Here is a 23,803-nt window from a genome sequence, read left to right as displayed (position 1 = left end):
CTCGCAAAGGGACGGGGTCAGACCAGCGCGCGGATGGCTGCAGCGACAGCCTTGCCAAGGGCGGCATGGGCGGTTTCGTCATAATGCACGCCGTCGAGGGGGCTGACGGAAATGACCTTGCCCGCGTCGAGGAACCCAACGCCGCGCGAGCGTGCCAAGGCTTCATAGAGCGGGGGCAGGGCCTGCGACCGCGCGGCACCGCCCCAGAATTCGGCGGCGATGGGGCCGACCTCGACCACGGGCGGGGGGCAGATGAGCAGGATTTTGAACCCGCCGTGGCGATCCTGGTATTCCAGCGATGTGGCGACATCCAGAAGGCCCGCGACCCCTGCCACCACGTCTTCGGGCGTGGCGGCGAAGCGGGTCTTGACGTCGTTGGTGCCCAGCATCAGCGTCATCACGTCGATGGGGCCATGTGTCTGCAGCGCGATCCGCAGCCCCACACGGCCGTTCATATGCGCCCCCATGACGGGGTCGTCATATTGCGCGGTGCGGCCGGGAAGCCCCTCTTCCGCCAGGTCCCAGCCTGTGCCCAGTTCGGCCTGCGCCACCGTGGGCCAGCGGACGCCCGGACCGAAGCGGCGGTATTCGCGGCGGTCGATGATGGGCGGTGTGCCGTGGGTGTTGCTGTCGCCATAGGTCAGCAGGACGGGCATGGGTGTCTCCGGTGTCGTATCGCGCGCAAGGCTAGGGCCGTGTGCGGCACAGGTAAAGCAGGTTTGCCCCCTTGGCCTTTTGTCCACCCGCGCGCATATAGGGGCCAAAGATATGCCTGATGAGGAATGCGATGTTCGGGATGGGCGAAAAGACGGCGCCGCAGGGTGATCTGGTCAAGGACGGCACCGAGGCGACCTTCATGCAGGACGTGATCGAGGCGAGCCGCGAGGTTCCCGTGATCGTCGATTTCTGGGCGCCGTGGTGCGGCCCGTGCAAGACGCTGGGCCCCGCGCTGGAGGCGGCGGTGAAGGCGGCGGGCGGCAAGGTGCGGATGGTCAAGATCGATGTGGACCAGAACCAGATGGTCGCGGCGCAGTTGCGCATCCAGTCGATCCCCACCGTCTATGCCTTCTGGCAGGGCCAGCCGGTGGACGGCTTCCAGGGCGCGGTGCCGCCATCCGAGATCAAGAAATTCGTCGACAAGCTGTCGGCCCTTGCCGGTGACGGCGGTCTGGCCGAGGCGATCGAGGCGGCCGAGCAGATGCTGGCCGAGGGCGCGGTGACGGATGCCGCCGAAACCTTTGCCGCGATCCTTGGCGAAGAGGCCGAGAATGCGGCGGCCTATGGCGGGTTGGTGCGCTGCCACCTTGCGCTGGGGCAGTTCGATCAGGCCGAGGCGATGCTGGACGCCGCCCCCGCCGCCATCGCCAAGGCGAAAGAGGTCGAGGCCGCGCGGGCGCAGCTCGAACTGGCCAAGCAGGCCGCCAATGCGGGGCCGGAGCAGGAATTGCGCGCGGCGGTCGAGGCCGATCCGCAGGACCGTCAGGCGCGGTTCGATCTGGCGACCGCGCTGCACGCGGCGGGCAAGGTGGACGAGGCGGTGGATGTGCTGCTCGATCTGTTCAAGCTGGACCGCGAATGGAACGATGGTGCCGCCAAGGCGCAACTGATAACGATCTTCGAGGCGCTGAAGCCCACGGACCCCGTGGCGCTGAAAGGCCGTCGCCGCCTGTCGTCGATGATATTTGCCTGATGCGCGGGGCGGGCTACCTGACCCGACATGATCAAAGCCGCTGACCTGCCCGAGACGATCCCTGTCTTTCCGCTGCCCGGGGCGCTGCTCTTGCCGCGTGGCCGTCTGCCCCTGCATATCTTCGAGCCGCGTTATCTGGCGATGATCGAGGATTGCCTGAAGACCAAGCACCGGCTGATCGGCATGATCCAGCCGCGCGAGGTGCCGGGGACGGCGGAAAAGCGGCTGAATGCCATCGGCTGTGCGGGGCGTCTGACGGGGTTTTCGGAAACCGAGGACGGGAGGTATATGATCACGCTGGCCGGTATTTCCCGGTTCCGCGTGAAGGAGGAGGTGACTGGGTTCACCCCCTATCGCCGTTGCACTGTGGATTGGGCGGGGTTCGGGCGCGATCTGGGGCCGGTCGAGGAAGATGCGGGCTTCCGGCGCGAGGAGTTTCTGGCGCTGCTGGGGCGGTATTTCGCGGCGCAGAACCTGTCGACCGACTGGTCCAGCCTGAAAGAGGCTGAGACGGAGTTGTTGATCAACTCGCTGTCGATGCTGTGCCCGTTCGGCCCCGAGGACAAGCAGGCGCTGCTCGAGGCGCCGTCGCTGACCACGCGGCGCGAGACTTTGGTGACGCTGATCGAATTCGCCCTGCGCGGCGGGTCGGGGGAAGAGGTGATGCAATGACGGACGCGACAGTGTTCGACCGCCGGATGCTGGAGGCGCTGGTCTGCCCCGTGACGCAGGCGGTGCTGACCTATGACGCCGAGCGGCAGGAACTGGTGTCGAAGGCCGCGCATCTGGCCTTTCCGATCCGCGACGGGATCCCGATCATGTTGGTGGGCGAGGCGCGGCCGCTGGATTGATCCGGATTGTCGCCTTGGCCGAGGCTGTCGCCCCGACCAAAGGCAAGCGAGGCTAGATCGCCTTCCCCGCCAGCAGGCGCGGCAGGTCGCCCTGCAAGCCCGCCGCCTGCCGGATGAAACGGCGGCGCAGGCCCGGCATGGCGTTGACGATCCCCAGCCCAAGGTCGCGCCCCGCGCGCAGGATGGGGTTGTCGTTGGAAAACAGCCGGTTGACCGTATCCATCCCCAGCGCCAGCGCGGTGGAATCGAACCTGCGCCAGCGTTGATAGGCATCCAGCGTCACGGGGCTGCCGATATCCTCGCCCCGCCGGGCGGATTCGATCACCACCTGTGCCAGTGCCGCCACGTCCCGCAGGCCGAGGTTCAGCCCCTGCCCTGCGATCGGATGCACGCCATGCGCCGCATCCCCTACCAGCGCCACGCGCGCCGCGACAAAGCGTTCGGCCAGCGACAGCGACAGCGGATAGGTGAAGCGGTCGCCCGCCAGTTCGATCTGCCCGAGGAAATCGCCGAAGCGGGGGCGCAGGGCGGCAAGATACTGGTCATCGGGCAGGGCATGGATGCGGGCGGCGTTGGCGTCCGTCTCGCTCCACACGATGCTGGAATGGTGGCCGCCCTTCAGCGGCAGGATCGCCAGCGGGCCTTCGGGCATGAAGAACTGGTGCGCGGTGCCTTCGTGGTCCTTCTCATGCCGGATCGCGGTGACAAGGGCGGTCTGGCCATAGCCCCAGCCCACGCGGCGGATGCCCGCGCGGGTGGCGGTGCCGCTGCCGCGCCCGTCGCAGCCGATCAGCAGGCGGGCCGACAGCGCCTTGCCGCTGGCGAGGGTGACGGTGACGCGGTCGGGGGTGACGGTCTGGTCGGTGACGGTTTCCCCCGACAGGAGCGTGATGTTCGGGTCAGCCTCCATCGCGGCAAGGAAGGCCGCGTAGAGGTGGCGGTCCTCCAGCAGGAATCCCATCGGGCCTTCCTCGATCTCTGCCGCGTCGAAGGTCAGGAAGAAGGGCGCGGGGCCCTGACCCGCCAGCCCGTCCGATGCCTTGATGCGGTGGATGGGCTGGGCCTTGTCCCCCACGGCCTGCCAGATCCCGATCATGGACAGCAGGCGGCGCGAGGCGATGGCGAGTGCATAGGCGCGGCCGTCAAAGCCCGCCTCGGCGCGGGCGGGGGCGGGGCGGGCGTCGATCACGGTGACGCGCAGCCCGCCTTGGGCCAGCGCAAGGGCCAGCGCGGGGCCGTTCAGGCCGCCTCCGGCGATCAGGATATCGGTATCGGGCATCATGGGGCGAATATGGCCGTCGTGGCGGGATTGTCCATGCGCCGCTGTGCCGCTACCGTTCGGGAAAACGGGGATTGGCATGGCGAAGAACTGGCAGAACATGACCGCGGCGGAACTGGGGCGCGAGATCGGGGCGGGGCGGATCAACCCCGTCGATCTGGCAGAACAGCATCTGGACGCCATCGCGACCCATCCTCTGGCCGAGCGCATCTATGCCCGCACCACCCCCGCACGGGCGCGGGCCGAGGCGATGGCGGCGCATGGCCGCGCGCGCAAGGGGTTCCGGCGCGGGCTTCTGGACGGGGTACCGGTCAGCTGGAAAGACCTGTTCGATACGGCGGGCGTGGCGACCGAGGCGGGGTCGGCGCTGCTGAAGGGGCGGACGCCCGTGCGGGATGCGGATGTGGTCGAGGTGGCGACGCAGGGCGGGCTGGTCTGCCTTGGCAAGACGCATCTGAGCGAGCTGGCCTTTTCCGGTCTGGGGTTGAACCCCGTGACGGCGACGCCGCCTTGCGTGAATGACGAGGGCGCGGTGGCCGGGGGGTCGTCCTCGGGCGCGGCGGCATCGGTGGCCTTCGGGCTGGCGCCTGCGGCGATCGGGTCGGATACGGGCGGGTCGGTGCGGATTCCGGCGGCTTGGAATGACCTTGTGGGATTGAAGACCACGGCGGGGCGGCTGTCGACGCGGGGCGCGGTGCCCTTGTGCGAGAAGTTCGACACGGTCGGGCCGATTGCCAAGACGGTGGAGGATTGCGCCTTCCTTCTGGCGGCGATGGAGGGCGGGCGTCCCACCGACCTTGGCGGGGCGAGCCTTGCGGGGGTGCGTCTCTTGGTGTTGCAGACCGTCGCGCTGGACGACCTGCGCGACCGTCCGGGCGAGGGGTTCGACGACGCCCTGACGCGCCTGTCGGGCGCGGGGGCGGTGGTGGAGCACGGCAAGGTGCCCGAGGTGGCCGAGGCGATGGGTCTGGCCGCCGCCCTGTTCACCGCCGAAGCCTATGGCATCTGGCGCGAGGTGATCGAGGCGGCGCCGGAAAAGATGTTCCCCCGGATCCTTGAACGCTTCCGGTCCGGTGCGGGGTTTTCCGCCGCCGATTACGTGGCCGGCTGGCGGCGGCTGGAGGTGCTGCGCAAGGTCTGGTCAGAACGGACGGCGGCCTATGATGCGGTGGTGATCCCCACATCCCCCATCCTGCCGCCCGATGCGGCGCGGTTGATGGATGACAACGCCTATTACGTCACCGAAAACCTGCTGGCGCTGCGGAACACGCGGATTGCCAACCTGATGGGTCTGTGCGCGCTGACGCTGCCCACGGGGCAGCCGTCCTGCGGGATCAGCTTCATGGCCCCGCCCATGCAGGAAGAGCGGCTGTTGCGGCTGGGTGCAGCGGCGGCACGGGCGCTGCGCTAAGGCGCGCGCGAGTCGCAAAAGCCACAACTTTGGCGCGCAAGTGGCGGGGGTCGCAGGCTTTTTCTGGACCGCCGCGCGTCTGTTGGTTATCGTGCCGGGAAACGGGGCGGTACGACCCCGATATTGAGGCATGAATGCAGTTTCCAGAGCGGTTTCAAAGCCTGCCGGATTACGCGTTTCCGCGTTTGCGGAAATTGCTCGACCCCCACAAGCCGGGGGCCGAGCCGATTGCCATGACGATCGGCGAACCGCGCCATCCGATGCCGGATTTCGTGGCGGGGGTGCTGTCGGAGAATATTGCGGGCTTCGGGGTTTACCCGCCCAATGACGGGACGCCCGAACTGCTGGCGGCGATTTCGGGATGGATCGGGCGGCGCTATGGCGTGACACTGGCCGAGGACCGGCTGATGGTGCTGAACGGCACGCGCGAGGGGCTGTTCAACGCGGCGGTGGCCCTGTGTCCCGAGACGAAGGGGGGCGGGCGGCCGGTCGTGCTGATGCCCAATCCGTTCTATCAGGTCTATGCGGTGGCCGCCTTGGCGATGGGGGCGGAGCCTGTCTATGTGCCTGCCACGGCGGCGACGGGGTTCCTGCCGGATTATGCGGGCCTGCCTGCCGATGTGCTGGACCGCGTGGCGATTGCCTATTTGTGTTCGCCCGCCAATCCGCAGGGGGCGATTGCGTCGCGCGACTATCTGGCGGGGCTGATGGCGCTGGCGGAACGGCATGATTTCCGCATCTTTGCCGACGAGTGCTATTCCGAGATCTGGCGCGATGCGCCGCCGCCCGGTGCGCTGCAGGTGGTGGCAGAGGCGGGCGCGGACCCCGAGCGTGTGTTCGTCTTCCATTCGCTGTCCAAACGGTCGAACCTGCCCGGCCTGCGGTCTGGCTTTGTCGCGGGGGGCGCGCAAGGGATTGCCCGCATCCGGCAATTGCGCGCCTTTGCCGGTGCGCCCCTGCCCCTGCCCGTGCAGCGGGTGAGCGAGCGGGCCTGGAGCGACGAGGCGCATGTGGTGGCGAACCTTGCGCTTTATCAGGAAAAGTTCCGCATCGCGGACGAGGTCTTTGCGGCCGTGCAGGGGTTCCGGAACCCCGAGGGCGGTTTCTTCCTGTGGCTGCCCGTCGAGGATGGCGAGGAGGCGGCGCTGAAGCTGTGGAAAGAGGCGGGCGTGCGCGTCCTGCCCGGCGCCTATCTTTCGCGCGAGGCCGGGGGGCAGAACCCCGGCAAGGGATATATCCGGGTCGCCCTTGTGGCGCCCGCAGAAGAAACGCGGCGCGGGCTGATCAGGCTGCGCGACTGCGTGTATGGGTGAGGAACGGCGGCATGGCATCCTATCAGGCACGGCAGCGGGATCCCCTTCTGGATCAGAACATGCAGGCGATGCTGGAACGGCGCGGGCGCGAGTTGATCGGGCTGGTCCTGATCGGGGTGGCGCTGCTCTTCGCGCTGATGCTGTGGAGCTATAGCCCCGACGATCCGGGCTGGATGGTGGCGACCGAGGAACCGGCGAAGAACCTGCTGGGCCGGTTCGGGGCGGCGGTGTCGTCCACGCTGGTGATCATCGGGGGCAAGGGGGCGTGGTCCATCCCGCTGATCCTGACGGCATGGGGCGTGCGCTTTGTGCTGCATCGCGGGGCCGAGCGGGCGCTGGGGCGGATCGTCTTTGCCGTGATCGCGGTGGCGATGTGTTCGGTCTATGCCGCGACGCTGGTGCCGGGGGCGGATTGGCCGCATTCCTTTGGTCTGGGGGGGCTGTTCGGGGATACGGTGCTGGGCGCGCTGGTGGGCATCGTGCCGGGGGGCGCGGGGATCAGTCTGAAGCTGCTGTCGCTGGTGATGGGGCTGGGCCTTCTGGCGATGATGACCTTTGTGACCGGCTTTGACATGGCGGAGCTGCGGGTGATCGGGCGGTTCCTGATGGTGGGGTCGGTGCTGGCCTATTCGCGGGCGATGGGGGCTGCGGGGCGCGGGGCGCAGGGTGCGGCCCTTGCCATGCAGGACCGCCGCCGCGCGGCGCAGGAGGCGCGGCAGGGTGCGGCGGTGCGCCGTCAGGCCACCGCATGGGGCGAGGCTGCGCCGGTGCTGCCGGTGGCGGCAGGCCGGCAGAACGTGGTGCGCCGCCCGATGAGCGAACCGCCGATGTCGCCCGCGCAGGGGGCGGGGGATTGGGGCCGTCCGGCGCAGTTGAGGGCCGAGCCGCGCTATGCCGCCCCGCTGGCCGAGGCCGCGCATTATGCGCCGCCCAAGGAAAAGCTGGGCCTTCTGTCGCGCGTGTCGGGGATCAAGCGCCGTCTGGTCGAGCCGGAGCCGGAACTGGTGGAGCCGGAGCCGGAGTTCAACGACGATCTGGGGCCGGACGAGGACCGCATCCGCGCCCGCATCTCGGACGCGATCAAGTCGCGCATCCGCAATCCGGGCGGTCCGGTCAGCGTGGTGCAATCCGCGATCCAGCGCCGCGAACCGGCATTGCGGCGCGGGCCGCAGCCGTTGGTCTTTGACCCCAACACGCATGGCCGTACCGTGCCGCCGCTGCCGCCCGAACCGCCGGTCTTTGCGGCGGCGGATGTGTCCGTGACCTCTTCGGTCGTTCCGCCGCTGGGGGCTGCGCTGCGGTCGGCAGAGCGGATGGCCGAGGCTGCGGAACCCGTCGCCTATCACGACGAGGCGGAATGGGACGAAGGGCAGAACATGTTCCGCGCCGACGGCTCTGCGGACTGGAACCCCGAGGCGGATGCGGATCTGGAACCGGATTACGACCCTGCGCCGGTCGTGCCGCGGGCGCCCGTGTTGGCCGACCGCCGCCCCGTGGTGCAGCATGTGGTCAAGAAGCCCGCCCCCGTGTCGCGGCAGGCCATGGCCGAGGCGCAGCCGCGCCTGAAATTCGAGGAAATCCAGCAGGAATACGAACTGCCGCCGCTGTCGCTGCTGTCGGCCCCGTCGACGGTGCAGCGTCACCAGCTTTCGGACGAGGCGCTGGAAGAGAATGCGCGGATGCTGGAGAACGTGCTGGACGATTACGGGGTGAAGGGCGAGATCGTGTCGGTCCGCCCCGGCCCCGTCGTCACCATGTACGAGCTGGAACCCGCGCCGGGGCTGAAGGCGTCGCGGGTGATCGGGCTGGCAGATGACATCGCGCGCAGCATGTCGGCGCTGTCGGCGCGGGTGTCCACGGTGCCCGGACGGACGGTGATCGGGATCGAATTGCCGAACGCGCACCGCGAAAAGGTCGTGCTGCGGGAAATCCTTTCGGCGCGGGACTTTGGCGACAGCAACATGCGGCTGCCCCTCGCGCTCGGCAAGGATATCGGGGGCGAGCCGGTGGTGGCGAACCTTGCCAAGATGCCCCACCTGCTGATCGCGGGGACCACGGGGTCGGGGAAATCGGTCGCCATCAACACGATGATCCTGAGCCTTCTCTACAAGCTGACGCCCGAGGAATGCCGGTTGATCATGATCGACCCGAAGATGCTGGAACTGTCGGTCTATGACGGGATTCCGCATCTGCTGTCGCCCGTGGTGACGGACCCGAAGAAGGCCGTCGTCGCCCTCAAATGGGTGGTGGGCGAGATGGAGGAGCGGTACCGCAAGATGTCCAAGATGGGCGTGCGGAACATCGAGGGCTATAACGGCCGGGTGCGCGAGGCGATGGCCAAGGGCGAGATGTTCAAGCGCACGATCCAGACGGGATTCGACGAGGATACCGGCGAGCCGGTCTTCGAGACCGAGGAATTCGCCCCCGTCGCTCTGCCCTATATCGTTGTGATCGTTGACGAAATGGCCGACCTGATGATGGTGGCGGGCAAGGAGATCGAGGCCTGCATCCAGCGTCTGGCGCAGATGGCGCGGGCGTCGGGCATCCACCTGATCATGGCGACGCAGCGGCCTTCGGTCGACGTCATCACCGGCACGATCAAGGCGAACTTCCCGACGCGGATTTCCTTTCAGGTCACGTCCAAGATCGACAGCCGCACCATCCTTGGCGAACAGGGGGCGGAGCAACTGCTGGGTATGGGGGACATGCTCTATATGGCCGGTGGCGCGAAGATCACGCGTATCCACGGGCCCTTCGTTTCCGACGAAGAGGTCGAGGAAATCGTCAATCACCTCAAGAGCTTCGGTCCGCCCGCCTATATGTCCGGCGTGGTCGAGGGGCCCGAGGATGACCGCGCGGATGACATCGACATGGTGCTGGGCCTTGGCGGGTCGGGCGAGGGTGGGGATGATGCCCTTTACGATCAGGCGGTGGCCATCGTGGCGAAGGACCGGAAATGTTCGACGTCCTACATCCAGCGCAAGCTGGGCATCGGCTACAACAAGGCCGCAAGGCTGGTGGAGCAGATGGAGGAAGAGGGCGTCGTGACCCGCGCGAACCATGTGGGCAAGCGCGAGATCCTCGTGCCGGAGGCGTGAGGGGTTAACGAAGGGTTAACGGAAGGTTAAGCGGGGCCGTCCTTCGGGGCGGCCTTGTCCTTTGCGGCCTGCCTTGCTAGGTGCCGCACCCTGAGGCGGAAGGGCGGTTCATGGCGGTTCGGGCGATCAACGGATTGGCAGAGATGGTGGAGGAGGGGCTGGTCACCCCCGCGTCGGCCCCTGCCCTGCGCCCCGTGGAAGAGGCGTTCCGAATCCGCATGACGCGGGCCATGCGTGACCGCGTGGACACAGCGGATGACCCCGTGGCGCGGCAATTCGTGCCCGCGGTCGAGGAGCTGACCATCCGCGACGGGGAATTGGGCGATCCCATCGGGGATGAGACCCATTCCCCCGTGAAGGGGCTGACGCATCGCTATCCGGACCGTGTCATCCTGCATGTGACGAAAACCTGCGAGGTCTATTGCCGTTTCTGTTTCCGCCGCGAGGCGGTGGGTGACGAGGGATCGCTGCCCGAAGCTGATCTTGTCGCCGCGCTGGATTACATCGCGGTTAATCCGGCGATCCGCGAGGTGATCCTGACGGGGGGTGATCCGCTGGTGCTTTCTGCGCGCCGGATCAAGGGGTTGATGGACCGGCTGGCGGCGATTGCGCATGTCGATGTGGTGCGGATTCACACGCGGATTCCGGTGGTTGCGCCGGAAAAGATCACGCCGGAGTTGGTCGATGCGCTGCGGGGGCCGGTGGTCTGGGTCGTGGTCCATACCAACCACGCGCAGGAGATCGGAGAGGCTGCGGAGGCGGCCTTGGGGCGATTGGCGGGGGCTGGCGTGGGGCTGCTGTCGCAGTCGGTTCTGCTGCGCGGCATCAATGACAGCGTGGCGGTGTTGGAGGAATTGTTCCGCAAACTCATGCGGTTGCGGGTGAAGCCCTATTACCTGCACCATTGCGATCTGGCCAAGGGGACAGGGCATTTCCGCACGACGATCGCCGAGGGGCAGGCCTTGATGGCCGCGCTGCGGGGGCGGGTCAGCGGGGCGATGATCCCGACCTATGTGCTTGATATTCCGGGGGGTTACGGGAAGGTGCCGCTGGTGCGGGACTATGCCGAGCCGTTGGGCGGGGGCCTGTGGCGCATCACCGACTGGCGGGGCGGGGTGCATGGGTACCGCGATCCGGAGCGGTGAAGATGGCTGTACCGGCGGCTGTGCCGACGGTTGTACCGCAACCTGTCAGCACGCAGCGGGCTGTGGAGCGATGATCCGTTTACGGATGGGGTCGGGCAGGATGGGCAATGGTGCCCATCCCGCGGGTCAGGCGGGCTGCGCCGCGCCGAAGCCCTGTGCGCCGCGCGCGCGGTCCTTGAGGTAGCGCGCATAGCCAAGGTCGGCGCTTTCGATCTCGGTCCGCTTGCCCGAGACGATGTCGGCCAGCACGCGGCCCGAGCCTGCGGCCATGGTCCAGCCGAGCGTGCCGTGGCCGGTGTTCAGGAAGAGGTTGGGGATGGTGGAGCGGCCCACGACGGGGGTGCCGTCGGGCGTCATCGGGCGCAGGCCGGTCCAGAAGGTGGCGCGCGACTGGTCGCCCGCACCGCCGAAGAGGTCTTCGACGGAATGTTCCAGCGTGGCGCGGCGTTTGGGGTTCAGCGACAGGTCGAAGCCCGCGATTTCCGCCATGCCGCCGACGCGGATGCGGTCGCCGAGGCGGGTGATGGCGATCTTGTGGGTTTCGTCCATGACGGTGGAGACAGGGGCGCGGCTTTCGTCCGTGATCGGGACGGTGATGGAGTAGCCCTTGACCGGATAGACCGGCAGTTTCATCCCGAAGGGCGCGACGAGGAAGGGCGAGTAGCTGCCCAGTGCCACGACGAAGGCATCCGCCGTGATGCGGCCTTCGCCGGTGCGGGCGGCGGTGATGCGGCCGCCTTCGGAGTCCAGCCCTTCGATGGAGACGCCGTAGCGGAAGGTCACGCCAAGCTGTTCGGCCATCGCCGCCAGCGCGTTGGTGAATTTGAAGCAGTCGCCGGTTTCGTCGCCCGGCAGGCGCAGGCCGCCCGCGATCTTGTCACGGGCTGCGGCCAGCCCCGGTTCGGCGGCGATGCAGGCGTCGCGGTCCAGCACCTCGAACGGGACGCCGTCGGCGCGGAGGACTTCGATGTCCTTGGCGGCGCCTTCGACCTGTTTCTGCGTGCGGAAGAGTTGCAGCGTGCCTTGGGTGCGTTCGTCATAGGCGATGCCGGTTTCGGCGCGCAGTTCCATCAGGCAGTCGCGCGAGTATTCGGCAAGGCGCACCATGCGGCGCTTGTTGGTCTGGTAGGCGGCGGTGGTGCAGTTCGCCAGCATCTTCGCCATCCAGCCGAGTTTGTGAAGGTCGGGTCGAGGCTGGATGATGAGCGGCGCGTGCTTCATGAACATCCACTTGATGGCCTTTTGCGGAATGCCCGGCGCGGCCCAGGGGGAGGAGTAGCCGGGGCTGATCTCGCCCGCATTGGCGAAGGAGGTTTCCAGCGAGGGGCCGGGCTGGCGGTCGATCACCGTCACCTCGTGGCCGGCCTTGGCCAGATACCAGGCCGAGGTCACGCCGATCACGCCTGCGCCGAGGATAACGACTTTCATGGCCCGCTCCGATTCCTTGGGGATTGGCTGGAGGATGGGGGAAAGGGGGCGGGAGGTGTTTGCGATGTTTTGCGCGGGGGTGGGTCGTTGCGGGAGGAATGGTCGTTTTTGTCAGAAATAAGTGAAGAAACTTCCGTTCTGGATTGTAAAGGTCGAAGGAATTTATGAAAAAGGCCGGAAATTTGGAGATTTGCGTCGGTGGAGGAAGTGGCGCGGGTGGACGGGGAGGCCCCGGAGCAGGTCCGGGGCGGGGTGGACCTTGTCACCGCCGGTCACAGGATCGGCACAAGGCCGCAACATGGGGGTGTGCGGGGATGCAAGGCGCGCGGGGAGGGCGTATATTGGGGACATGAACAGACGCACCGCCCTTCTGGCCCCGATCCTTGCGCTTGCCCTTGGTCTGCCGGCGATGGCCGAGCCGATCCCTCTGGCCAAGCTGAGCGCCTATCTGAACGCGCTGACCACGGCCGAGGCCGAGTTCACGCAGGTGAATTCGGATGGCACCATCTCGACCGGGACGCTGTACATCAAGCGGCCGGGGCGGGTGCGGTTCGAATATGCGCCGCCGGACCGGTCGCTGGTGATGGCGGGGGGCGGGCAGGTGGCGATCTTCGACGCCAAGTCGAACCAGCCGCCGGAGCAGTATCCGCTGAAGCGCACGCCGCTGAACATCATCCTCGAGCGGACGGTGGACCTTGGCCGCGCGAAGATGGTGGTGGGCCATTACGAGGCGCAGGATAGCACGCGCGTCGTGGCGCAGGACCCCGAGAACCCGCAATACGGCACGATCGAGCTGGTGTTTTCGGACAATCCGGTCGCGCTGCGGCAATGGGTGATCACGGATGATCTGGGCAACAAGACCGACGTGATCCTCGACCGGATGGTGACGGGGGGCGATCTGCCCGCGTCGTTGTTCAACATCACGGTGGAGCGCGAGAAGCGGGGCCAGTAGGCCCCGCCGCGGGGGGTCAGATCGCGCCGCAAGAGGCGAGTTGGCCGCGGTACATCTCGGCCCGCTGGGCGACCTTGGCCGAGACATCCATCAGCCACGGCTTGCCCAGATAGGACTGGTTGGCATAGCCGGTGCGGCCTTCGTGATAGGCCAGATACTGCGCCTGTGCGTCCCATTTCGAGATGCCGAGCTTCTGGGTGGAGATGTCCATGTACCAGCCCATGAAATCGGCCGCGTCGTCGATGCGGTCGCGGCGCGCGCCGAAGCGGCCGACCGCGTCCTCGTATTCCTCCCACGTCCCGTCGAGGGCCTGGCTGTAGCCATAGGCCGAGGACTGGCGGCCCATCGGGATGACGCCCAGCGCATAGCGGTGCGGGGTGCGGGCATTGCCGATGAATTTCGATTCCTGATGGAAGGTCGCCATCTGCACGTGGATCGGGATGCCCCAGCGGCGTTCCGCGTCCTTCATGGCGCGGTAATAGGCCGGACGCTCGTCCAGAATGGCGCAGGCGTTGTCAAGGTTACGGGGCGCCGAGAACCTGCCGCCCCCGCAGGAGGCGAGCAACAGAAGCAGGATCGACGCGCGGAGAAATCTGCTCATTTGCCCCTCGCACGGTATTGTTTTGACGGGAGGATAGGGGAAAAGCGCGGCGGGGGAAACTGCTGACTGCGTTCCGTCAGATCAGGAATGCGAGAGTGAGCGGAAGTGTGACCACCGAGAGCAGGGTGGAGGCGATGACGAGACCGGCCACCGATTGCGCGTCGGCGCCGTATTTTTCCGCCATCATGTAGGAGGTGACGGCGACGGGGGTGGTGACCTGCAGGATCAGGACGGCGAGCGCCACGGGGGGCAGGCCGAAGAGCAGCCCCGCGCCGAGAGAGGCGGCAAGGCAGATGGCCGCGCGCAGGAGCGAGAGCCAGACGGCGCGGCCGAGCTTGCCCGCGTTGAGCCGTGCGACGGCAACGCCCAGCGTGATGAGCATGAGCGGGATGGCGATCTGGCCGAGAAGGTCGAGCGAGTTGGTCAGCCAGCGCGGGGTTTCCCAGCCCTGCCAGAGGAAGAGCGCGCCCAGAAGCGTGGCGCCCATGATGGGTTCGCGCAGCAGCCGCGCGGGGGAGCCTCCGCCCGCGACCATCCAGAGGCCGAAGGTGAAGTGCCACAGGATCATCACGGCAAAGACGACGACCGCATAGCCCAGCCCCGCCTGCCCGAAGGCGAAGAGCGCGAGCGGCAGGCCGACATTGCCGGTGTTGCCGAAGATCAGCGGGGCAAGGAAGGTGCGGCGGTCGAGGCCGAGCGCGGTGGTGACCGCCCAGAAGGCCACCGTCAGCGCGCCATAGGCCAGCGCGGCGGCAAGCGAGAGCGAGGTCAGCGCGGCGGGGTCGATCTCGGTCTTCATCAGGGCGGTGAAGACGAGGGGGGGGAGCGAGAGCGTCATGCAGAGCCGCGTGATGAACTCCAGCCGGTATTCGAAGCCGAGGCGGACCCAGAGAAAGCCCACAAGACCCAGAAGGCCGACGGGCGCCACGATTTCGAGCACTGTCAGAATGAGGTTCACAGACTGTTTCCCCGCTGGTCCACCTGCCCGATGGACAAAGGATGCGGCGAGGGATTAGTAAACAGGGACAGGGGATGCAATGTCATGTTCACGGCCCAAGCCAAATATCACATCGGACAGGTGGTCCGTCACCGCAAGCACCCCTTCCGCGGCGTGATCTTCGACGTTGATCCGCGTTTTGCCAATACCGAGGAATGGTATGACGCGATCCCCGAAGAGGCGCGCCCCGCCAAGGAGCAGCCCTTCTATCACCTGCTGGCCGAGAACGACCAATCCTATTACGTGGCCTATGTGTCCGAGCAGAACCTGCTGCCGGACGAGACGGGGGAACCCGTGGGCCATCCCGACCTGCCCGACCTGTTCGGGGATTTCGAGGACGGGCGCTATCCGTTGCAGTTCCAGCTGAACTGACGCTTACCACTTCTTCACGGGTCCGCGTGCATCCTTCCGCCGGTCGGCAAGGGGGATAGGCGCATGGAGCTTTGTGTCGAGAGGCAGGGAGAGGTGACGGTGGTCCGTCCCGACCAGCCGCGGCTGGATGCCATGGTGGCGGTGCTGTTCAAGGACCGCATGAAGGCGGCGGTCGAGGGGGCGGGGGCGCGGGTCGTGCTGGACCTGTCCGGCGTCGGGTTTCTGGACAGCAGCGGGCTGGGTGCGGTGGTGGCGGTGCAGCGCTTCATGCGGGCAGAGCAGCGGCTGGAGCTGGCGGGGCTGACGCCTGCGGTGGCGCGGGTGTTCCGGCTGACGCGGATGGAGCAGATCTTCACCATCCATGCGGGGGTGGGCGATGCCCTGCGCGCGGCGGTCTGAGCGGCATGTGATCGCGGCGGACCCTGCCGCCGTGCGCGGGTTGTTGCAGCGGCTGGAGTCGGACCCCGCGCTGGCGCGGCTGACGGCGGAGGAGCGGGACTGCACGCTTCTGGTGCTGGCCGAGGCGCTGAACAACGTGGTGGAGCATGGCTATGCGGGCGGGGCGGGCTGGATCGGCCTTTTGCCGGGGCGGGGGCCTGCGGGGCGGGCGTGGCGGATCGTGGATGCCGCCGGTCCCGTGCCGCGCGGGGCGGTTCGTGCCGCGATGCCCGCGGGCGCGGCGGAGGGCGGGTTCGGCTGGCCGCTGATCCTTGCCCTGACCGAGAGGGTGCGGATGCGGCGGCAGCGGGGGATGAATGTGCTGTCGCTCTGCGTGCGGGCGGGGGACTGAGGCGCGTTGCGCGGCGCGGCGGGCTAAACCCCGCGCGCCACACGCCGTTACTAGGGTGTAGCCTTCGGGCTGCACCCCGATGCCGCGGATTTCCAGCCCCCAAAACGTGTCCCAGGCATCGGGGTCGCTTTGCGCGCGGGGGTTTTGCAAGAAATATTGGCTTGTCGCGCGCGGCCCCCTAGTTTCCCGTCGAGGGAAACGGGGAGGACAGGATGCGCGATTTCCACATGCCGGGCCGGTCGGCCGTCTATGCCCAGAACGGGATATGCGCGACGTCGCATCCGCTGGCCGCGAAGGTGGCCGTCGATGTGATGGAGCGGGGCGGCAATGCCGTGGATGCGGCCATCGCGGGGGCGGTGCTTCTGGGCATTGCCGAGCCGCAGATGACGGGGATCGGGGGGGATTGCTTTGTCCTGATCAAACCGGCGGGGCGCGAGGATGTGATCGCGCTGAACGGGTCGGGGCGGGCACCGGCGGGCTATTCGGCGCAGGCGATGCGGGATCGCGGGCTGACGGCGGTGCCGCTGGACGGGGTGGACCCCGTGACGCTGCCCGGGGCGGTGGATGCCTTCTGCCGGCTGTCGGCGGATTGGGGCAAGCTGGGGCTGGATGCGGTGCTGGCCCCCGCGATCCGCTATGCCGACGAGGGCATCCCCGTCGCGCCGCGCGTGGCCTTCGACTGGGAAGGCGATGCGGTGCGGCTGCAGGGGGCGGCGCGGCGGCACTATCTGGTGAACGGTGCGGTGCCCAAGGCGGGGCAGGTCTTCCGCGCGCCCGGTCAGGCGGAGGTGCTGCGCCGGATCGCGAAGGAGGGGCGCAAGGGGTTCTACGAGGGCGAGGTGGCCGAGGACATGGTCGCATCGCTGCGCGCGCTGGGCGGGACGCATACGATGGAGGATTTCGCGGGGGTGGCCTGCGACTACACCACGCCTGTGTCGGGGCAGTACAAGGGGGTCGAGCTGCTGGAGCATCCGCCGAACGGGCAGGGGGCGACGGCGATCCTGATGCTGAACATCCTGAGTCATTTCGACCTGCCGGGCATGGACCCGTTCGGGGTGGAGCGCGCGCATCTTGAGGCAGAGGCGGCGAAGCTGGCCTATGACGCGCGCAACCGTTTCATCGCGGACCCCGACCACATGTCGCGGCTGGCGCATATGCTGGCGCCCGAGACGGCGGCGAAGCTGGCCGCACTGATCGACCCGAAGCGGGCGATGGCGGCGGCGGCACCTTTGACCGAGGCGGTGCACAAGGACACGATCTATATCACGGTCGTGGACAAGGACCGGATGGCGGTCAGCCTGATCTATTCGATCTTCTGGGGGTTCGGGTCGGGGCTGGCGTCCGAGAAGTTCGGGATCAATTTCCAGAACCGCGGGGCTGGCTTTACCCTGCAGGCGGGGCATCCGAACGAGGCGGGGCCGGGCAAGCGGCCGATGCACACGATCATTCCGGGGATGCTGCGTCAGGGTGGCCGCGTGACGATGCCCTTCGGCGTGATGGGCGGGGCCTATCAGCCCTGCGGCCATGCGCGCTATGTCACCAATCTGGTGGATTACGGGATGCATCCGCAGGCGGCCAACGATGCGCCGCGCTGTTTTTCCGGCGCGGAGGGGATGCTGGTCGAACGCGGCTATTCCGATGCGGTGCGGGCAAGGCTGGCGGAGATGGGGCATCAGGTGTCGATCCCGAACGATCCCATTGGCGGCTGTCAGGCGATCCTGATCGGCGAGGACGGGGTTCTGGTCGGTGCATCGGACCCCCGCAAAGATGGCTGCGCGTTGGGGTACTGACATGGTGGACTATGACGCGATCACGGCGGCGATCCGTGCGCTCTGCGCGGGCGAGACGGATACGGTCGCCTTGATGGCTACGGTGGTGTGCGAGATCCATCACCACCATCCGTTCTGCGACTGGACGGGGTTCTACCGCGTGACGGGGCCCGAGATGTTGAAGATCGGGCCCTATCAGGGCGGGCATGGCTGTCTGATCATCCCGTTCAGCCGTGGCGTCTGCGGGGCGGCGGCGCGGACGGGGCAGGTGCAGAACGTGCCGGATGTGGAGGCGTTTGCCGATCACATCGCCTGTTCCTCCTCGACCCGGTCGGAACTGGTGCTGCCGGTCTGGAACGGGAAGGGCGAGCTGCTGGGGGTGCTGGATCTGGACAGCGACACGCCCGCGGCCTTTACCAAGGCGGACGAGGACTGGCTGGTGCCGCTGCTGGCCGAAGTGTTCCGGGACGCGGTGTGATGCGGGGTGCCTGCCACTGCGGCGCGGTGCGGTTCGAGGTGGAGGGGCCGATCCGCGACGCGCTGGCCTGCCATTGCACGCAATGCCGCAAGGTGAGCGGGCATTACTGGGCGGCGGCCTCGGTTCCCGTGGCGAAGTGGCGCGTGACCGAGGGGCGGGGGCTGCGGTGGTTCCGGTCTTCGCCGGTGGCGCAGCGGGGGTTCTGCGGCGACTGCGGGGCGACGCTGTTCTGGCTGCCCGAGGCGGATGCCGTCTTCGACTGGGGCACGCCCGAGGAGCATTGCATCAGCTTTTCCCCCGCCGCGCTGGAGGGGCCGGTCGATATCCGCGTGGCGGAGCATATCTACACGCAGGATGCCGGGGATTATTACGCCCCCGAAGGGCCGCCGCCCGAAGCCGTGGCCGCGCCGGAGCGGCTGGCGGCGTCCTGCCTGTGCGGGGCGTGCCGGTTCACGGTGGCCGGACCGGCGGGAGAGATCACCGCCTGCCATTGCCACCAGTGCCGCAGCCTTTCGGGGCATTATTCCGCCTCCTTCGATGCGGAGGAGGCGTCGGTCGACTGGCAGTCGCGCGAGGGGCTGGCGGAATACCGCACGGCGGGGGGTGCGCTGCGCGGCTTTTGCGGGCGCTGCGGGTCGAGCCTGTGGTTCCGCGATGCGGTGGGCGGCTTTTCGGTCGAGGCGGGATGCGTGGACGGGCCGACCGGCGGGCGTCTGGCCGCGCATATCTTCGTGGCCGAAAAGGGCAGCCATTACGACATCACGGACGGGTTGCCCCAAATGGCGGGGCGGGACTGATCCCCTTCATCTCGGCCCAACTACCCTGCGGGGGGTCCGGGGGGCGCAAAGCCCCCCGTTCCGCGGCGGGTGCTTGCGCTGCGGCCCGCGGCAGGGATAGGTGGGGAAAAGCAGGGGAGCATGGATATGGCCGAAATCACGTTGCTGGACGGCGGCATGGGGCAGGAACTGGTGGCGCGGTCGGGGGATGAGCCCACGCCGCTCTGGGCGACGCGGGTGATGCTGGACCATCCGCATCTGGTGCGCGCGATCCATGACGATTACTTTGCCGCGGGCGCGACGGTTGCGACGACCAACACCTATGCGATCCACCATGACCGACTGGAACGCTTTGGCCTGGATCACCTGTTTGCGGACCTGCACCGCAAGGCGGTGGCCGAGGCGGTGGCGGCGCGGGCGGCGCATGGGGCGGGGCGGATCGCGGGGTCGATGGGGCCGCTGGTCGCCACATACCGCGCGGATGTGACCCTGCCGGTCGCCGAGGCCGCGCCGAAATATGCCGAGATCGCCGCGATCCTTGGCCCGCAGGTCGACGTGATCCTGTGCGAGACGATGGCGAGCGTGACGCAGGCCGAAGGGGCGATCAAGGGCGCGCAGGCGGGGGGCAAGCCTGTCTGGCTGTCGGTGACGGTGCATGACCGCGACGGCACGAAGCTGCGGTCGGAAGAACCTTTGGCAGAGCTGAAGCGGGTGGTGGACGCCTATCGTCCTGCGGCGGTGCTGGTGAACTGTTCCGTGCCCGAGGCGATGGCGGCGGCGATGGAGGTGGTGAAGGGCTTTGGCGTGCCTTTCGGGGCCTATGCCAACGGGTTCACCCATATCTCGGACGGGTTTCTGGAGGATGCGCCGACGGTGGCGGCATTGACCCATCGCCACGACCTGACGCCGGAGAAATACGTGGAGTTCGCCATGGGCTGGGTCGCGCAGGGGGCGACGATCGTGGGGGGCTGCTGCGAGGTGGGGCCTGCGCATATCGCCGCGCTGGCGGCGGCGCTGCGCGCGGCGGGGCATGTGGTGGTGTGAGCAGCCTGCTGGCCGATTTCGACTATGACCCGCCGGCGGGCGATCCGGTGATCCTGTACGAGGATGCGCGGATCATCGTGGTGGACAAGCCGTCGGGCCTGCTGTCCGTGCCCGGCAAGCTGGAGGGGCGGGAGGATTGCCTGATGTCGCGGCTGGAGGCGTTCCGCCCCGGCGCGTTGCTGGTGCACCGGCTGGATTGCGACACGTCGGGCGTGATGATCTTTGCGCGGGACAAGGCGGCGCAGGGCTTTCTGGGGCAGGAGTTCGAGAAGCGGCGGGCGAAGAAGAGCTATGTCGCGCGGGTGGCGGGGGTGATGGGGCCGGATCGCGGGCGGGTGGAGCTGCCGCTTTGCGCCGACTGGGACTATCGCCCGCGCCAGAAGGTCGACCACGAGCGCGGGCGACCCGCGGTGACGGAGTGGGAGGTGATCGCGCGCGGTGCGGGCGAGACGCGGGTCAGGATGTTCCCGCTGACGGGGCGGAGCCACCAGTTGCGGGTGCATATGCTGTCGCTGGGCCATCCGATCCTTGGTGATCCGATCTATGCCGAGGGGGCGGCGCGGGACTTTCCGCGCCTGATGCTGCATGCGGAGCGGTTGGGGCTGCACCATCCCGAGGGCGGGGGATGGGTGGAGTTCGCGGCGGTCTGTCCGTTCTGATGGCTAGCAAAGGAGAGATCGTTTGAGCTTTCTCAGGAATTACGGCGAGACGGATTTCATAACCGGTCTGCGTGCAATCGCGGCTTTGATGGTTGTCTGTATTCATACCGGCGGCTTTTCCGATTTAGGTTGGGTTGGGCAGAACATTACCGGCGCTGGAAAGTACGGGGTTCAGGTATTTTTCGTGATCTCAGGCTTCACCATCGCGGCAACCTGGACTTCGAGCGGCAGTTATCGTGAATTTCTGGTGCGGAGGATGGCGCGTATCGCGCCGGCCTACTGGGCCATCATCGCAATTGCTGCAATTCTGTATCATGCAGGGCTTACGCCAACGCCGTTTTTCCTGACCGAATTCGGTATGGAAATCGGGGTATACAATCTTCTCATGCACGTTACCTTTCTGAGTTTTCTGGACTATCGGATCGCTAACAGCATTCTTGGCGTGGAGTGGACCATTCCGATCGAGGTGTTCTGGTATATTGTCCTGCCGTTGCTTTTGTCGCGTGTGACTGCCCTGCGGACATTTCTTGTTTGGCTTGCGATCCTGCTGGTTCTGGCGGCATTGACGCGGTTAGTGTTTGGGGTGGTGGCGGAATCTGTGGCCGCAAAATGGTTTCCCACGACCTTCGGAGCCTATTTCCTTTTAGGTGCTGCTTGTTATCGCATGCGCGATGGAGGTTGGTATAAAGTCTCGCCAATGGCGGGAGCGGTGCTTTGGGGTTCCGTCGCTATGTTCATTTTGGTCCTACTGTCTCCGCTACCCGGCGGTGGTGCATTGATCGGGTTGGCGACCGCAGGAATTCTCTTGGCGCGGAAGGACTCCGTTGGAGGAGGACTGTGGCTTGACTCGGTGCCGCTGCGCTTTCTCGGAACCATTAGTTACAGCATCTATCTTTGGCATCTCTTGGTAATTGCCTTGCTCGGCAATGCAGTAGCAGAGGGCACACTGCGCTTTGGGCTTGTTGCAGTAATTACGGTTGGATTGTCGACGGTCACATACATCGTAGTGGAGCGACCGACGAACCGTTGGGGGCGTCAAGCCGCAGAGAAGATCAGAGGGTGAGGGCGATCTTCCGGCCTTCGTGGAAGGCATAGGGGGCCTGACGCGGGGCGGCGCAGTCGCCGATGCGGTGGGTCTGTTTGCCTGCGAAGGTTTCGGGGAAGGGGTCGAAGGCGATGTTGGTCGTGGCCATCACGAGGGCGGAGGCGGGGAGGGTGGTTTCCTCGCCTGTGAGCCCTGAGCGGACAGTCGCGCCGTTGCCGTGCCAGCGGGTGATGACGTGTTCGGTCAGGAATTGCGCGCCGAGTTTCGCCAGGCGCTGGCGGGCGGGGGCATCGGCGGAGGTGCGGGTGATTTCCTTGCCGACGTAGGGGTCGGGGGTGACGAGGATCACCTTTTTGCCCTGTTCGGCCATGGCCCAGGCGGTGCCGACGCCGCGCCAGTTGCCGCCTTCGTCATAGAGGATGACGGTGTCGCCAAGGCGCGCTTCGCGGCGCATGACGTCCTCGGGCGACCAGACATTGCCGTTTTCCAGCCCCGGCAGGCGGGGCAGCGCGGGGAGCCAGCGCTGTTTCGCGTCGGGGTCGGGGAGGGAGCCGGTGGCGAGGATCACCGTGTCGGCGGGGTGGGCGGCGATGTCGCCCTCGTCCAGATAGGTGTTGAGGTGGAGTGTGACGCCGAGGCGGGCGAACTGGCGTTCGTACCAGTCGAAGAGGTCGATGATCTGGGCGCGGCGGGGTTGTTCGCCCGCAAGGCGGAACTGGCCGCCGATGCGGGGGGCGGCTTCGACAAGGTCGACACGGTGGCCGCGTTCGGCGGCGGCGCGGGCGGCCTCGCACCCCGCGGGGCCTGCGCCGACGATGAGGATGTGGCGGGGCGTGGCGGCGGGGGTGAAGCGGTCGCCGCCCCATTCCCATTCGCGCCCCGCGCTGGGGTTGATGAGGCAGGAGATCCAGTAGTCGCGCGACCGGCGGCCCCAGCACATCTGGTTGCAGGAGATGCAGGCGCGGATGTCCTCCGCGCGGCCTGCCATCGTCTTGGCGGCGAGGTGGGGGTCAGCGATCTGGCCGCGCACGATCGACACCATGTCGGCCTGACCCGAGGCGATGATGGTTTCGGCGTTGTCGGGGGTTCTGACATGCGCCTCGGACGTCACCTTGGCGTGTTTCACCGCGCCTTTCAGGATTTCGGTGACGGGGGCTGTGAGTTTTTCCGCAAAGAGGAAGGTGGGCATCAGGCGTTCGAAGTCGAGATAGCCGCCATGGCCGCAGGTGACATAGTCGATATGGCCCGTGGCGTCGTGCAGCGCCACGATTTCGGTCAGCGACTCGACCGAGAGGGTCACGTCATGCGCGTCGGAGGTGGAGACGGCGAGGCCGACGATGAAATCCTCGCCACAGGCGCGGCGGATGCCTTCGATGATGGTGCGGGAAAAGCGGGTGCGGTTTTCGAGCGAGCCGCCCCATCTGTCGTCGCGGGTGTTGGACCACGGGGTCCAGAACTGGTCGAGGAGAGAGTGGTAGGCGGCCCAGACCTCTACCCCCTGAAAGCCTGCCTTCTGGCAGCGGATGGCGGCGGCGATGTGGGCGTCGATGAGTTCCTCGATTTCCGATTCGGCCATGCAGTGGGAGCCGTCCGAGTCGTGGTAGGAGGCATGGCCGGAAGGGGACCAGTGGGGTTGGAAGGACAGGTCGGAATCGCCATGCGCGCCGATGTGGTAAAGCTGTTGCAGGATGACGGCGCCTTCGGAGCGGGCGGCGTCGGTCACCTTGCGGAAGGCGGGGATGATGTCGTCGGTGCCGTGCAGGTAGTTGCCGCGGGTGAGGACGCCCGTGCGGTGGACGGGGACGGGTTCCATCACGATCATCCCCGCGCCACCCTTGGCGCGTTCTGCGATGTAGCCCAGCGTGCGGGGGCCGGGGTGGCCCATGTCGGACATGTTGTTCGTATGCGCGCCGAAGACGATGCGGTTGCGCAGCGTGGTGCCGCGCAGGGAGATGGGCGAGGTCAGGTGGGGGTGGTGGGTTGGCATGGCGCGCGTCCTTCGGGGCTGGCGCGGTCAGCCTAGACGAGGGGGCGGGCAGGGCGTGAGGGTTGGCCGCGACATGGGGGTGCCGGAAAGCGCCATGGATCGGGCGCGGAACGACTGC

Annotated in this window: 23 protein-coding genes; 17 read left to right on the top strand and 6 right to left on the bottom strand. The window is 67.3% G+C overall.

What is annotated here, in order from left to right:
* Positions 1-17: 17 nt before the first annotated feature.
* The gene (locus GU927_RS10445) at positions 18-656 is read right to left on the bottom strand and encodes an SGNH/GDSL hydrolase family protein (protein ID WP_161762374.1); all 639 of its coding nucleotides are present in this window, start codon (positions 654-656) and stop codon (positions 18-20) included.
* A 131-nt stretch (positions 657-787) separates the two neighbouring features.
* Between GU927_RS10445 and trxA the strand changes: the two genes are divergently transcribed.
* From trxA to GU927_RS10430, 3 genes are read left to right on the top strand one after another with little or no spacing between them, the layout of a single operon-like run.
* Positions 788-1,690 carry a thioredoxin gene (gene trxA / locus GU927_RS10440; RefSeq protein ID WP_161762443.1) on the top strand — a complete coding sequence of 301 codons (903 nt, stop codon included), beginning with the start codon at positions 788-790 and terminating at the stop codon, positions 1,688-1,690.
* A gap of 27 nt (positions 1,691-1,717) precedes the next feature.
* Positions 1,718-2,362: an LON peptidase substrate-binding domain-containing protein gene (locus tag GU927_RS10435; protein ID WP_161762373.1), complete on the top strand. Its 645-nt coding sequence runs from the start codon at positions 1,718-1,720 to the stop codon at positions 2,360-2,362.
* The gene (locus GU927_RS10430) at positions 2,359-2,541 is read left to right on the top strand and encodes a Trm112 family protein (RefSeq protein WP_161762372.1); all 183 of its coding nucleotides are present in this window, start codon (positions 2,359-2,361) and stop codon (positions 2,539-2,541) included. Before GU927_RS10435 ends, GU927_RS10430 begins: the two co-directional genes overlap by 4 nt.
* A gap of 52 nt (positions 2,542-2,593) precedes the next feature.
* Here GU927_RS10430 and GU927_RS10425 read toward each other — a convergent pair whose 3' ends face one another.
* Positions 2,594-3,823 (bottom strand): FAD-dependent monooxygenase, encoded by a 1,230-nt coding sequence (locus GU927_RS10425; protein WP_161762371.1) that lies wholly within the window; start codon positions 3,821-3,823, stop codon positions 2,594-2,596.
* A gap of 76 nt (positions 3,824-3,899) precedes the next feature.
* Here GU927_RS10425 and GU927_RS10420 point away from each other — a divergent pair, with 76 nt between their 5' ends.
* The 4 genes from GU927_RS10420 (at position 3,900) to GU927_RS10405 (ending at position 10,787) form a co-directional block, all read left to right on the top strand.
* On the top strand, positions 3,900-5,231 hold the full coding sequence (locus tag GU927_RS10420; RefSeq protein WP_161762370.1) for an amidase: 1,332 nt from the start codon (positions 3,900-3,902) through the stop codon (positions 5,229-5,231).
* 134 nt (positions 5,232-5,365) lie between these two features.
* Positions 5,366-6,544, top strand: coding sequence for an aminotransferase class I/II-fold pyridoxal phosphate-dependent enzyme (locus GU927_RS10415; protein WP_161762369.1), 1,179 nt, complete (start codon positions 5,366-5,368; stop codon positions 6,542-6,544).
* Between the two features lie 11 nt (positions 6,545-6,555).
* A complete protein-coding gene (locus GU927_RS10410; protein ID WP_161762368.1) occupies positions 6,556-9,642 on the top strand; it encodes a DNA translocase FtsK in 3,087 nt (1,028 codons plus the stop codon).
* Positions 9,643-9,752: 110 nt separating this feature from the next.
* Complete coding sequence (locus GU927_RS10405) at positions 9,753-10,787, top strand: lysine-2,3-aminomutase-like protein (protein ID WP_161762367.1); 1,035 nt, start codon at positions 9,753-9,755, stop codon at positions 10,785-10,787.
* Between the two features lie 126 nt (positions 10,788-10,913).
* On the opposite strand, the gene GU927_RS10400 is transcribed toward GU927_RS10405, so the two are convergent.
* Positions 10,914-12,215: a D-amino acid dehydrogenase gene (locus tag GU927_RS10400; RefSeq protein ID WP_161762366.1), complete on the bottom strand. Its 1,302-nt coding sequence runs from the start codon at positions 12,213-12,215 to the stop codon at positions 10,914-10,916.
* Between the two features lie 349 nt (positions 12,216-12,564).
* On the opposite strand from GU927_RS10400, the gene GU927_RS10395 reads away from it, so the two are divergent.
* On the top strand, positions 12,565-13,167 hold the full coding sequence (locus GU927_RS10395) for a LolA family protein (RefSeq protein WP_161762365.1): 603 nt from the start codon (positions 12,565-12,567) through the stop codon (positions 13,165-13,167).
* 16 nt (positions 13,168-13,183) lie between these two features.
* On the opposite strand, the gene GU927_RS10390 is transcribed toward GU927_RS10395, so the two are convergent.
* On the bottom strand, positions 13,184-13,768 hold the full coding sequence (locus tag GU927_RS10390) for a transglycosylase SLT domain-containing protein (RefSeq protein ID WP_161762364.1): 585 nt from the start codon (positions 13,766-13,768) through the stop codon (positions 13,184-13,186).
* Between the two features lie 76 nt (positions 13,769-13,844).
* A complete protein-coding gene (locus GU927_RS10385; protein ID WP_161762363.1) occupies positions 13,845-14,726 on the bottom strand; it encodes an AEC family transporter in 882 nt (293 codons plus the stop codon).
* Between the two features lie 84 nt (positions 14,727-14,810).
* Between GU927_RS10385 and hspQ the strand changes: the two genes are divergently transcribed.
* The 9 genes from hspQ (at position 14,811) to GU927_RS10340 (ending at position 21,716) form a co-directional block, all read left to right on the top strand.
* A complete protein-coding gene (hspQ, locus tag GU927_RS10380) occupies positions 14,811-15,137 on the top strand; it encodes a heat shock protein HspQ (protein ID WP_161762362.1) in 327 nt (108 codons plus the stop codon).
* Positions 15,138-15,200: 63 nt separating this feature from the next.
* Positions 15,201-15,536: an STAS domain-containing protein gene (locus tag GU927_RS10375; protein WP_161762361.1), complete on the top strand. Its 336-nt coding sequence runs from the start codon at positions 15,201-15,203 to the stop codon at positions 15,534-15,536.
* The gene (locus tag GU927_RS10370; protein WP_161762360.1) at positions 15,514-15,927 is read left to right on the top strand and encodes an ATP-binding protein; all 414 of its coding nucleotides are present in this window, start codon (positions 15,514-15,516) and stop codon (positions 15,925-15,927) included. Before GU927_RS10375 ends, GU927_RS10370 begins: the two co-directional genes overlap by 23 nt.
* A 212-nt stretch (positions 15,928-16,139) precedes the next feature.
* Positions 16,140-17,717, top strand: a complete 1,578-nt coding sequence (locus GU927_RS10365) for a gamma-glutamyltransferase family protein (RefSeq protein WP_161762359.1) — start codon at positions 16,140-16,142, stop codon at positions 17,715-17,717.
* 1 nt (position 17,718) lies between these two features.
* Complete coding sequence (locus GU927_RS10360; protein ID WP_232843772.1) at positions 17,719-18,174, top strand: GAF domain-containing protein; 456 nt, start codon at positions 17,719-17,721, stop codon at positions 18,172-18,174.
* Complete coding sequence (locus tag GU927_RS10355; RefSeq protein ID WP_232489184.1) at positions 18,174-18,971, top strand: GFA family protein; 798 nt, start codon at positions 18,174-18,176, stop codon at positions 18,969-18,971. The genes GU927_RS10360 and GU927_RS10355 overlap by 1 nt, the downstream gene beginning before the upstream one ends.
* A gap of 126 nt (positions 18,972-19,097) precedes the next feature.
* Positions 19,098-19,994, top strand: a complete 897-nt coding sequence (locus tag GU927_RS10350) for a homocysteine S-methyltransferase family protein (RefSeq protein WP_161762440.1) — start codon at positions 19,098-19,100, stop codon at positions 19,992-19,994.
* The gene (locus tag GU927_RS10345) at positions 19,991-20,653 is read left to right on the top strand and encodes an RluA family pseudouridine synthase (RefSeq protein ID WP_232489183.1); all 663 of its coding nucleotides are present in this window, start codon (positions 19,991-19,993) and stop codon (positions 20,651-20,653) included. The genes GU927_RS10350 and GU927_RS10345 overlap by 4 nt, the downstream gene beginning before the upstream one ends.
* 22 nt (positions 20,654-20,675) lie before the next feature.
* Positions 20,676-21,716 carry an acyltransferase family protein gene (locus GU927_RS10340; RefSeq protein WP_161762358.1) on the top strand — a complete coding sequence of 347 codons (1,041 nt, stop codon included), beginning with the start codon at positions 20,676-20,678 and terminating at the stop codon, positions 21,714-21,716.
* Here GU927_RS10340 and GU927_RS10335 read toward each other — a convergent pair.
* The gene (locus GU927_RS10335) at positions 21,706-23,685 is read right to left on the bottom strand and encodes an FAD-dependent oxidoreductase (RefSeq protein ID WP_161762357.1); all 1,980 of its coding nucleotides are present in this window, start codon (positions 23,683-23,685) and stop codon (positions 21,706-21,708) included. The two genes, GU927_RS10340 and GU927_RS10335, sit on opposite strands and share 11 nt — an antisense overlap.
* Positions 23,686-23,803: the final 118 nt, after the last annotated feature.

The organism is Paragemmobacter amnigenus (genome assembly GCF_009908265.2).
GTDB classification, from domain to species: Bacteria; Pseudomonadota; Alphaproteobacteria; order Rhodobacterales; family Rhodobacteraceae; genus Paragemmobacter; species Paragemmobacter amnigenus.
This window is presented reverse-complemented; position numbering and strand designations above follow the sequence as displayed.

Bases quoted from the DNA above. Each gene is read 5' to 3' on its own strand.
- GU927_RS10370 (WP_161762360.1), top strand. From the start codon at position 15,514: ATGCCCTGCGCGCGGCGGTCTGAGCGGCATGTGATCGCGGCGGACCCT.
- GU927_RS10445 (WP_161762374.1), bottom strand. From the start codon at position 656: ATGCCCGTCCTGCTGACCTATGGCGACAGCAACACCCACGGCACACCG.
- GU927_RS10335 (WP_161762357.1), bottom strand. From the start codon at position 23,685: ATGCCAACCCACCACCCCCACCTGACCTCGCCCATCTCCCTGCGCGGC.
- GU927_RS10435 (WP_161762373.1), top strand. From the start codon at position 1,718: ATGATCAAAGCCGCTGACCTGCCCGAGACGATCCCTGTCTTTCCGCTG.
- GU927_RS10400 (WP_161762366.1), bottom strand. From the start codon at position 12,215: ATGAAAGTCGTTATCCTCGGCGCAGGCGTGATCGGCGTGACCTCGGCC.
- GU927_RS10355 (WP_232489184.1), top strand. From the start codon at position 18,174: ATGCGGGGTGCCTGCCACTGCGGCGCGGTGCGGTTCGAGGTGGAGGGG.
- GU927_RS10365 (WP_161762359.1), top strand. From the start codon at position 16,140: ATGCGCGATTTCCACATGCCGGGCCGGTCGGCCGTCTATGCCCAGAAC.
- trxA (WP_161762443.1), top strand. From the start codon at position 788: ATGTTCGGGATGGGCGAAAAGACGGCGCCGCAGGGTGATCTGGTCAAG.
- GU927_RS10375 (WP_161762361.1), top strand. From the start codon at position 15,201: ATGGAGCTTTGTGTCGAGAGGCAGGGAGAGGTGACGGTGGTCCGTCCC.
- GU927_RS10410 (WP_161762368.1), top strand. From the start codon at position 6,556: ATGGCATCCTATCAGGCACGGCAGCGGGATCCCCTTCTGGATCAGAAC.
- GU927_RS10395 (WP_161762365.1), top strand. From the start codon at position 12,565: ATGAACAGACGCACCGCCCTTCTGGCCCCGATCCTTGCGCTTGCCCTT.
- GU927_RS10350 (WP_161762440.1), top strand. From the start codon at position 19,098: ATGGCCGAAATCACGTTGCTGGACGGCGGCATGGGGCAGGAACTGGTG.
- GU927_RS10415 (WP_161762369.1), top strand. From the start codon at position 5,366: ATGCAGTTTCCAGAGCGGTTTCAAAGCCTGCCGGATTACGCGTTTCCG.
- GU927_RS10420 (WP_161762370.1), top strand. From the start codon at position 3,900: ATGGCGAAGAACTGGCAGAACATGACCGCGGCGGAACTGGGGCGCGAG.
- GU927_RS10430 (WP_161762372.1), top strand. From the start codon at position 2,359: ATGACGGACGCGACAGTGTTCGACCGCCGGATGCTGGAGGCGCTGGTC.
- hspQ (WP_161762362.1), top strand. From the start codon at position 14,811: ATGTTCACGGCCCAAGCCAAATATCACATCGGACAGGTGGTCCGTCAC.
- GU927_RS10425 (WP_161762371.1), bottom strand. From the start codon at position 3,823: ATGATGCCCGATACCGATATCCTGATCGCCGGAGGCGGCCTGAACGGC.
- GU927_RS10390 (WP_161762364.1), bottom strand. From the start codon at position 13,768: ATGAGCAGATTTCTCCGCGCGTCGATCCTGCTTCTGTTGCTCGCCTCC.
- GU927_RS10360 (WP_232843772.1), top strand. From the start codon at position 17,719: ATGGTGGACTATGACGCGATCACGGCGGCGATCCGTGCGCTCTGCGCG.
- GU927_RS10405 (WP_161762367.1), top strand. From the start codon at position 9,753: ATGGCGGTTCGGGCGATCAACGGATTGGCAGAGATGGTGGAGGAGGGG.